8 protein-coding genes are annotated in these 7,999 nt (G+C 59.0%); 6 read left to right on the forward strand and 2 right to left on the reverse strand.

The features are described from left to right. The first annotated feature begins 131 nt into the window (after positions 1 to 131). The 3 genes from ACW9IR_RS27705 (at position 132) to ACW9IR_RS27715 (ending at position 3,586) form a co-directional block, all read left to right on the forward strand. On the forward strand, positions 132 to 1,490 hold the full coding sequence (locus ACW9IR_RS27705; RefSeq protein ID WP_095119998.1) for a nucleobase:cation symporter-2 family protein: 1,359 nt from the start codon (positions 132 to 134) through the stop codon (positions 1,488 to 1,490). Positions 1,491 to 1,641: 151 nt separating this feature from the next. Further along, a complete protein-coding gene (locus tag ACW9IR_RS27710; RefSeq protein ID WP_102901187.1) occupies positions 1,642 to 2,427 on the forward strand; it encodes an outer membrane protein OmpK in 786 nt (261 codons plus the stop codon). 373 nt (positions 2,428 to 2,800) lie between these two features. After that, positions 2,801 to 3,586: an outer membrane protein OmpK gene (locus tag ACW9IR_RS27715; RefSeq protein ID WP_007913962.1), complete on the forward strand. Its 786-nt coding sequence runs from the start codon at positions 2,801 to 2,803 to the stop codon at positions 3,584 to 3,586. Between the two features lie 133 nt (positions 3,587 to 3,719). Here the strand turns inward: ACW9IR_RS27715 and ACW9IR_RS27720 are convergent, their stop codons facing one another. Both ACW9IR_RS27720 and ACW9IR_RS27725 read right to left on the reverse strand, forming a co-directional pair. Beyond that, the gene (locus ACW9IR_RS27720; RefSeq protein ID WP_110721143.1) at positions 3,720 to 4,892 is read right to left on the reverse strand and encodes a patatin-like phospholipase family protein; all 1,173 of its coding nucleotides are present in this window, start codon (positions 4,890 to 4,892) and stop codon (positions 3,720 to 3,722) included. 35 nt (positions 4,893 to 4,927) lie between these two features. Next, the gene (locus ACW9IR_RS27725; RefSeq protein WP_095050911.1) at positions 4,928 to 5,860 is read right to left on the reverse strand and encodes a lipid A biosynthesis lauroyl acyltransferase; all 933 of its coding nucleotides are present in this window, start codon (positions 5,858 to 5,860) and stop codon (positions 4,928 to 4,930) included. A 117-nt stretch (positions 5,861 to 5,977) separates the two neighbouring features. Here ACW9IR_RS27725 and minC point away from each other — a divergent pair, with 117 nt between their 5' ends. The 3 genes from minC to minE all read left to right on the forward strand — a co-directional run bounded on the left by minC (position 5,978) and on the right by minE (position 7,951). Further along, complete coding sequence (gene minC, locus ACW9IR_RS27730; RefSeq protein ID WP_095114357.1) at positions 5,978 to 6,715, forward strand: septum site-determining protein MinC; 738 nt, start codon at positions 5,978 to 5,980, stop codon at positions 6,713 to 6,715. A 169-nt stretch (positions 6,716 to 6,884) separates the two neighbouring features. Then, positions 6,885 to 7,697, forward strand: a complete 813-nt coding sequence (gene minD / locus ACW9IR_RS27735) for a septum site-determining protein MinD (RefSeq protein ID WP_007913953.1) — start codon at positions 6,885 to 6,887, stop codon at positions 7,695 to 7,697. After that, a complete protein-coding gene (minE, locus tag ACW9IR_RS27740) occupies positions 7,697 to 7,951 on the forward strand; it encodes a cell division topological specificity factor MinE (protein WP_003223146.1) in 255 nt (84 codons plus the stop codon). Before minD ends, minE begins: the two co-directional genes overlap by 1 nt. Positions 7,952 to 7,999: the final 48 nt, after the last annotated feature.

The following is a 7,999-nucleotide window of genomic DNA, read 5'->3' on the forward strand; positions in this document are numbered from 1 at the left end:
AGATCGCGCATTTCCTGTGGGAGCGAGCCTGCTCGCGAATCGCCTTAAAGCGGTTTACCTGATGCACAGAAACAGCTGTGAGCAACCCGGCAGCTGTTCAATCACAAGAATAAAAAAATCCGAGGTGTTGCATGTCCGAGCTGTCCAAAGCGCGCATCCCCGACGCACCCGCCATTCAGCGATTGCCCCTTTTGCAACTGATCCTGGTCGGTTTGCAACATGTTCTGCTGATGTACGGTGGTGCCATCGCGGTGCCGCTGATCATTGGACAGGCCGCTGGCCTGAGTCGTGAAGAAATTGCCTTCCTGATCAACGCCGACCTGCTGGTCGCCGGCATCGCCACCATCGTGCAGTCCATGGGCATCGGCCCGATGGGCATCCGCATGCCGGTGATGATGGGCGCCAGTTTTGCCGCTGTCGGCAGCATGGTCGCCATGGCCGGCATGCCCGGTATCGGTCTGCAAGGCATCTTCGGTGCAACGATCGCCGCCGGTTTCTTCGGCATGATCATCGCGCCGTTCATGTCCAAGGTCGTGCGCTTTTTCCCGCCGCTGGTGACCGGCACGGTCATCACCTCGATCGGTTTGTCGCTGTTCCCCGTGGCCGTGAATTGGGCCGGTGGCGGCGCCGCTGCTGCTCAATTCGGCTCTCCGATTTATCTGGCCATCGCCGCATTGGTGCTGGGAACGATTCTGTTGATTCACCGCTTCATGCGCGGTTTCTGGGTCAATATTTCCGTGTTGATCGGCATGTGCTTTGGCTACCTGCTGTGCGGTGCAATTGGCATGGTTGACCTGAGCGGCATGGCCAACGCGCCATGGGTTCAATTCGTCACTCCGCTGCATTTCGGCATGCCGAAATTCGAACTCGCGCCGATCCTGTCGATGTGTCTGGTGGTGGTGATCATCTTCGTCGAGTCGACCGGGATGTTTTTGGCGCTGGGCAAGATCACCGGCCAGGAAGTCTGCCCGCGCATGCTGCGTCGCGGTTTGCTGTGCGATGCCGGCGCCTCGTTCGTGGCGGGTTTCTTCAACACGTTTACCCACTCCTCTTTCGCGCAGAACATCGGCCTGGTGCAGATGACCGGCGTGCGCTGCCGCTCGGTGACCATCGTTGCCGGTGGCTTGCTGATCGTGTTGAGCCTGTTGCCGAAAGCGGCATTCCTTGTTGCCTCTATTCCCCCAGCAGTGTTGGGCGGCGCAGCGATTGCGATGTTCGGCATGGTCGCCGCAACGGGCATCAAGATTCTTCAGGAAGCCGACATCGGTGACCGTCGCAACCAGTTGCTGGTCGCGGTGAGCATCGGCATGGGCCTGATCCCGGTGGTACGTCCGGAGTTCTTCGCGCACCTGCCAATGTGGATGAGCCCGATTACCCACAGCGGCATCGCCATGGCCACGCTCAGTGCGCTGACGCTGAACCTGCTGTTCAACATTCTCGGCGGCAAAGAGCGCGCAGCGATCAACGACTGCCACGCGCACCAGCACTAACGGAGTAACCCTGTGGGAGCGAGCTTGCTCGCGAAGAGGCCATGTCAGTCAACATCACTGTTGAATGACACACCGCTTTCGCGAGCAAGCTCGCTCCCACAGGGACTGTGCAACACCCTGCCTCAACAATAAAAACAAGAGGGAGCAACAGATGATTCGCACGCAAACCAACGTTCTGTTGAGTGGCGGCCTGCTGGCCGCGAGTCAGGCCATGGCCGGCGATTTACTGCTGTGGCAGACCAACAGCCTCAGCTATCTGTACGGCAAGAACTTCGCGATCAACCCGTCGATCCAGCAGACGCTGACCTTCGAGCACGCCGACAAGTGGAAGTACGGCGACAACTTCCTGTTCGTCGACAAGATCTTCTACAACGGCAAAGAAGACGCGAACAAAGGCCCCCACGCGTTCTACGGTGAATTCACCCCGCGCTTCTCGTTCGGCAAGATCTTCAACCAGAAGCTCGAGTTCGGCCCGATCAAAGACGTCCTGCTCGCCATGACTTACGAGTACGGCGAAGGCGACAGCGAGGCCTATCTGATCGGCCCCGGTTTCGACCTCAAGGTGCCCGGTTTCAACTACGTCACCCTGAACATCTTCCGCCGCCAGACCGAAGGCCCACGCCCCGGCGATGGCGTCTGGCAGATCACCCCCGGCTGGTCCTACAGCTTTCCCCTGGGCAATTCCGATGTGCTGATCGACGGCTATCTCGATTGGGTGGTCGACAACGATGAGAACTCGCGCGGCACCTATCACGCCAACCTGCACATCAACCCGCAGATCAAATATGACCTGGGCAAAGCCCTCGGCTGGAGCCACAAGCAGCTGTATGTCGGCAGCGAATACAGCTATTGGAAAAATAAATACGGCGTCGAAAATACGCACAACTTCGACACCAATCAGAACACCGCCAGCCTGCTGGTCAAGGTGCACTTCTAAGATGGCCCGCAACCGTGCCCCATGCCTGTCGTCGGTGCTCTGTTGCGGGGCACTTGAGGCCTGGCCGTTGAGTCAGTATTCTCCGCGGCCTCTTGAATTCGGTCTAAAAAAAAGCCCGGATTTAATTCCTGACCGAAAAGCCAACTTATCCCGGCCCCGGTCAGTACCGAGGCATCCCGAAAACACACTCAATCGACTGTTTTTCAGCAGCCGAGCGGGTGTTTTTTTGCTTTTCGAAAGCCTTGGCTCGGCTCTTGCTAACAGCAACGAAGCTGACCGATCGGATGACTTTTGCAGCAACGAAAAAAGGCGCCACACCAGAGCGCCGATCTTAAAAAAATAAACGTGCAACACCTACTTTGGGAGCAACCGAATGAAACGTATGTGCACCAGCCTGATGCTCGCGGGATCGATGTTGGCCGGCGGCCAGGCCATGGCCGAAGGCCTGCTGCAGTGGCAGAACAACAGCCTGACCTACCTGTATGGCAAGGACTTCCAGGTCAACCCGCGCATCCAGCAGACCGTCACCTTCGAGCACGCCGATGCGTGGAAGTACGGGGACAACTTCTTCTTCCTCGACAAGATCTTCTACAACGGTGGCAAGGACTTCAGCAACGGTCCGAACACCTACTACGGTGAGTTCAGCCCGCGCATCTCGCTGGGCAAAGTGCTCGACCAGAAGATCGAATTCGGGCCGATCAAAGACGTGCTGGTGGCGATGACTTACGAGTTCGGCGAAGGCGACACCGAGTCGTACCTGATCGGTCCAGGCTTCGACCTGGCGATCCCGGGCTTCGACTACTTCCAGTTGAACTTCTACCAGCGTCACACCCAAGGTGCTCGCGCCGGTGACAACGTCTGGCAGATCACCCCGGTCTGGTCCTACACCATCCCGGTCGGCAAGTCGGACATCCTGATCGACGGCTTCATGGACTGGGTCACCGACAACGACTCCAACTCCAAAGGCGACTACCACGCCAACCTGCACTTCAACCCACAGGTCAAATACGACTTGGGCAAGGCGCTGAGTTTTGGCGAGAAGCAGTTGTATGTCGGTGTGGAATACGACTACTGGAAAGACAAGTACGGCATCGACGACACCGGTGCGTTCAAGACCAATCAGAGCACCACGAGTTTCCTGGTGAAGTTCCACTTCTGATCCGGCGGCGTCCGTATGGACGCCTTCGCGAGCAAGCTCGCTCCCACAGTGGTTCTATGTTGAATGCAAATGCCGCATACGACGCCGAACCCTGTGGGAGCGAGCTTGCTCGCGAATGGCGGCACCACAAATCTCAAGCCGGGACCACCGCCTCGGATATGCCCAAAAACCGGCACAGCTCCTCGCGCTTGGCCAACGCATCCCTGCGCCCCAAATCAATCAACTCGCTGCAATACCCCGCCTCGAACAACAGATAACTCAACACCCCTGCCCCACTGGTCTTGGTCGCTCCCGGCCCGCGCAAAAACAAACGCAACGCCGCCGGCAATTCCTGGCGATGCCGCGCCGCGATCTCATCAATTGGCTGACTCGGCGAAATCACCAACACCTCCACCGGCGCCACACCGAGCTCGCGGGTCGGTGTGCCGGCAGGCATCAAGTGGCTAAACTGGTTGAGACGCTGCAGCAACTCGATGTCGCTCTCGAGGCTGTCAATGAACGTGCTGTTGAGCATGTGCCCGCCAATCTGCGCCAGCGTCGGCTGTTGCCCCGTGTAGGCGCGCTCCAGCGGCTGCTGCGGATCAAACCCGCGCGGGTTGCCGCTGACACCGACCACCAGCACCCGGCTCGCGCCCAAATGCAATGCCGGGCTGATCGGTGCCGATTGCCGCACGGCGCCATCACCGAAATATTCATCACCGATTTTCACCGGCGCAAACAACAACGGAATCGCCGAACTGGCCAGCAAGTGATCCACCGACAACTGCGTCGGCACCCCGATGCGCCGATGCCGCAGCCATGAATCGATCTTGCCGCCGCCCTGATAGAACGTCACCGCCTGCCCCGACTCATAGCCGAATGCGGTCACCGCCACAGCATGCAATTGCTTGCGAGCAATCGATTCGGCGATGCCGGGCATGTGCAGTTTTTCATTGAGCAGTTCGCGCAGCGGCGAACTGTTGAGCAGCGCCACCGGCAATTGCCGACCAAGGCCGAGCAGGCTGTGGCTGACAAAGCGGCTGGCCTGACGGATAACCCCGGGCCAGTCACTGCGCAGCACGCGATGGCTGCGAAAGCCTTGCCAGAACAAGGTGAGACGCTCGATGGCGGCGCGAAAGTCTGTAGCGCCACTGGCCAGGCTGACGGCGTTGATCGCCCCGGCCGAGGTGCCGACGATCACCGGGAACGGATTGTCCGCGCCCACCGGCAGCAATTCGGCAATCGCCGCCAGCACCCCCACCTGATACGCCGCCCGAGCCCCGCCGCCGGAAAGAATCAAACCTGTGACCGGTTCAGCTGGGCTCATCGCAACACTCCATGGTGCTTGAAAGGATGGGTGAATCAACCGCGTTTGGCGTACAGCTTTGGCTCGCCCGGTGGACGGCTCTTGAAGCGACGGTGCGCCCACAGATATTGCTCGGGGCAGGCACGCAAAGCGCTCTCGACCCACTGGTTGATGCGGATGCAGTCGGCTTCTTCGGTTTCGCCGGGGAAATCTTCCAGCGGCGGATGAATCACCAAGCGATAACCGCTGCCATCGGCCAGACGTTCCTGCGTGAACGGCACGACCAGCGCCTTGCCCAGACGGGCAAATTTCGTTGTCGCCGTAACAGTCGCGGCTTGAATGCCGAACAGCGGCACGAAGATGCTCTGCTTGGCGCCGTAATCCTGATCCGGCGCATACCAGATCGCCCGACCGGAGCGCAGCAGCTTGAGCATGCCGCGCACGTCGTCACGCTCCACCGCCAGCGAATCGAGGTTGTGCCGCTCACGGCCCTGACGCTGAACATAGTCAAACAACGGATTCTTGTGCTCGCGGTACATGCCGTCGATGGTGTGCTGCTGGCCGAGCAACGCCGCGCCGATTTCCAGCGTGGTGAAATGCGCCGCCATCAGGATCACGCCTTTGCCTTCGCGCTGGGCCTTTTGCAAATGCTCCAGGCCTTCAACGTGGGCCAGCTTGGCCAGACGTTCACGCGACCACCACCAGCTCATGGCCATTTCAAAGAATGCGATGCCGGTGGAGGCGAAGTTTTCCTTGAGCAGACGTTTGCGCTCGGCGGCGGATTTTTCCGGGAAGCACAGCTCAAGATTGCGCTTGGCGATGCGCCGCCGGTCGCCGGCCACGCGATACATCAAGGCGCCCAAAACTCGACCGATGGTCAGCAACGCCGGATACGGCAACTGCACGATCAGCCATAAAAGCCCCAGACCGCACCAGAGCGGCCAGAAGCGTGGAGCAAGAAATGCTTTTCGAAAACGCGGGCGATCCATTAAAGCTTCCGTAAATACAGTGGCCGCGCATTCTACATCGTTCGACCCGGCTTGCGGCCTGCGGGCGTTCTCGTTATAAGTCTCGGCACTTTTAGTGACAAGCCGTTGTATGCCGACATGAGCCAAACAGAACCGTTAGACCAAGATCCCGTATTCCAGCTCAAGGGCAGCATGCTGGCCATTACTGTGCTGGAACTGGCCCGTAACGACCTCGAAAGCCTCGATCGGCAATTGGCCGCCAAAGTCGCCCAGGCGCCGAACTTCTTCAGCAACGCGCCGCTGGTTCTGGCGCTGGACAAACTGCCGCCGAGCGAAGGTGCCGTCGATCTGCCGGGCCTGATGCGCGTCTGCCGTCAACATGGCCTGCGCACCCTGGCGATTCGCGCCAGCCGCATCGAAGACATCGCCGCCGCCATCGCCATCGATATTCCGGTGCTGCCGCCGTCCGGCGCCCGTGAGCGGCCGCTGGAAACAGCGGAAGCCGAAGTCAAAAAGAAACCGGAAAAACCGCCGGAGCCAACGGTCAAACCGACCCGCGTCATCACCACGCCAGTACGTGGTGGCCAACAGATATATGCGCAGGGTGGCGATTTGGTCGTGGTGTCTTCGGTCAGTCCGGGGGCGGAACTTCTCGCCGATGGCAACATCCATGTATACGGCCCGATGCGCGGTCGGGCGCTGGCCGGCGTGAAGGGTGACACCAAGGCACGGATTTTCTGTCAGCAATTGAGCGCTGAACTGATCTCCATCGCCGGTCATTACAAGGTTTCCGAAGATTTGCGTCGCGACCCTATGTGGGGCTCGGGCGTACAGGTCAGCCTGTCGGGCGACGTGTTGAACATCATTCGGCTTTAACGGATACTGCCGCATTTTCCAAGCATCTCTAAAACGTAGCGAAAACGGCTCAAACGAAGTAGGAAAAAGGCTCAACGCCGAATTCCAGCCAAGGCTGTCCGACTGCAGTAGTTTTCAAGAGATGTTTTTCAGGGGCTAAAAAGTCCTTCTTCCTTAGGGGTGAAACACCTTGGCCAAGATTCTCGTGGTTACATCCGGCAAGGGTGGTGTGGGTAAGACCACCACCAGCGCCGCTATCGGTACCGGCCTCGCTCTGCGCGGCCACAAAACAGTGATCGTCGACTTCGACGTGGGCTTGCGTAACCTTGACCTGATCATGGGTTGCGAGCGCCGCGTGGTGTATGACTTCGTCAACGTGGTCAACGGCGAAGCCAACCTGCAACAGGCGCTGATCAAAGACAAGCGCCTGGAAAACCTCTACGTACTGGCCGCCAGTCAGACCCGCGACAAAGACGCGCTGACTGTCGAAGGCGTGGAAAAAGTCCTGATGGAGCTCAAGGAACAATTCGAGTTCGTCGTCTGCGACTCCCCGGCCGGCATCGAAAAAGGTGCACACCTGGCCATGTACTTCGCTGACGAAGCGATCGTCGTGACCAACCCGGAAGTGTCCTCGGTACGAGATTCGGACCGCATGCTCGGCCTGTTGGCGAGCAAATCGCGTCGCGCCGAACGTGGCGAAGACCCGATCAAGGAACACCTGCTGATCACTCGCTACCATCCAGAGCGTGTTGAAAAGGGCGAAATGCTCGGCGTTGAAGACGTCAAGGAAATCCTCTCGGTAACGCTGCTCGGCGTGATCCCGGAATCCCAGGCGGTGCTCAAGGCATCCAACCAGGGTGTACCGGTGATTCTCGACGACCAGAGCGATGCCGGTCAGGCTTACAGCGATACCGTCGACCGCCTGTTGGGCAAAGAAAAAGCCCACCGTTTCCTCGATGTCGAGAAGAAGGGATTCTTCGAGCGCCTGTTTGGAGGTAGGTAATGAACCTTTTTGACTTCTTTCGTGCCAACAAAAAGCCAAGTACCGCCTCGGTAGCGAAAGAGCGTCTACAGATCATCGTGGCGCATGAGCGCGGCCAGCGCAGCACGCCGGATTACTTGCCAGCCTTGCAGAAGGAACTGGTCGACGTGATCCGCAAATACGTCAACATCGGCAACGACGACGTACATGTTGCACTGGAAAGCCAGGGCAGTTGCTCGATTCTGGAACTCAACATCACCCTGCCTGATCGCTGAGTCGATCCGGCAGTCGCTACGGCGGCTCGGACTATTGATGCTTGTGTA

The organism is Pseudomonas sp. SDT291_1_S447 (assembly GCF_054070155.1).

Coding starts and splice junctions, on each gene's coding strand:
- ACW9IR_RS27705 (WP_095119998.1), top strand. CDS start 132: ATGTCCGAGCTGTCCAAAGCGCGCATCCCCGACGCACCCGCCATTCAG.
- ACW9IR_RS27710 (WP_102901187.1), top strand. CDS start 1,642: ATGATTCGCACGCAAACCAACGTTCTGTTGAGTGGCGGCCTGCTGGCC.
- ACW9IR_RS27715 (WP_007913962.1), top strand. CDS start 2,801: ATGAAACGTATGTGCACCAGCCTGATGCTCGCGGGATCGATGTTGGCC.
- ACW9IR_RS27720 (WP_110721143.1), bottom strand. CDS start 4,892: ATGAGCCCAGCTGAACCGGTCACAGGTTTGATTCTTTCCGGCGGCGGG.
- ACW9IR_RS27725 (WP_095050911.1), bottom strand. CDS start 5,860: ATGGATCGCCCGCGTTTTCGAAAAGCATTTCTTGCTCCACGCTTCTGG.
- minC (WP_095114357.1), top strand. CDS start 5,978: ATGAGCCAAACAGAACCGTTAGACCAAGATCCCGTATTCCAGCTCAAG.
- minE (WP_003223146.1), top strand. CDS start 7,697: ATGAACCTTTTTGACTTCTTTCGTGCCAACAAAAAGCCAAGTACCGCC.